General features: G+C 80.1%; 1 pseudogene. It reads right to left on the bottom strand.

Annotation, left to right across the window (positions count from 1 at the left end):
* Positions 1–848, bottom strand: a pseudogene (locus G3I54_RS10875) (adenylate/guanylate cyclase domain-containing protein); the annotation flags it as partial.

Here is an 848-nt window from a genome sequence, read left to right as displayed (position 1 = left end):
CCGCCAGCCGGGCGGCGGCCAGGTCCTCGCGGCCCTCGTCCAGCTCCAGACGGGCCGCGTCCAGCGCCACCGCCGTCCGCATCCCGGCCGCCCCCGTGCGCCGGGCCGCCGCGTCCGCCCGGCCCAGCAGCTCCAGCGCGGCGGCGGTCCGGCCGGACAGCGCCTCCACCGTCGCCCGGAACACCGGGAGGAAGACCTCCGCCTCCGCGAACCCCAGCTTCCCGGCCAGCCGTTCCGCCTCGGCCAGGCAGCCCCGCGCCTCCTCGGTCCGGCCCTGCAGCGCGTACAGCACCGCCAGCGGGCAGTTGAGCGTGACCCGGACCGTGGGCCGGCCCGCACCGTGCGCCGCCAGCAGCGTCCGGCAGCGGACCACCGCGGCGGGCACCGGAACCGGCCCGCGCCACAGCGAGATGCCGATCGCGCCGAGCGCCCCGGCCCGTTCCGGCTCCGCACCGGCCAGCACGGCGTGCTCCAGCGCCCGCGCCTGGTCCCGCTCCGCCTCCTCGTGCCGCCCGGACCGCTGGAACTGCTGGGCGAGCCGCAGATGCGCACGGGCCCGGCCGGTCGAATCCCCGGCCGCCTCGAAGACCGGCAGCACGGTACGGGCCACGGCCGCGGGGCCGGGCCCGCCGCCCGGATCCAGCACCGCAAGCGCCAGGCGGGCATGCGCGGCCTCCACCTCGTCGGCCCCCGAGTCCCGTACCCGGCGCAGCAGTTCGGCCCCTTCCCCGGTGCGGCCCAGCGCGAGGCGGACCTCGCCGAGCCGCCGCGCCGCCGCCGGGTCCCCGGGGCACAGGTCCACCGCGCGTTCCAGCAGCCCGTGCGCCCAGTGCAGATCGGACCGGGCG

The sequence above is a fragment of the Streptomyces sp. SID14515 genome (genome assembly GCF_010548505.1).
In the GTDB taxonomy this organism is placed as follows: domain Bacteria; phylum Actinomycetota; class Actinomycetes; order Streptomycetales; family Streptomycetaceae; genus Streptomyces; species Streptomyces caviscabies.
This window is presented reverse-complemented; position numbering and strand designations above follow the sequence as displayed.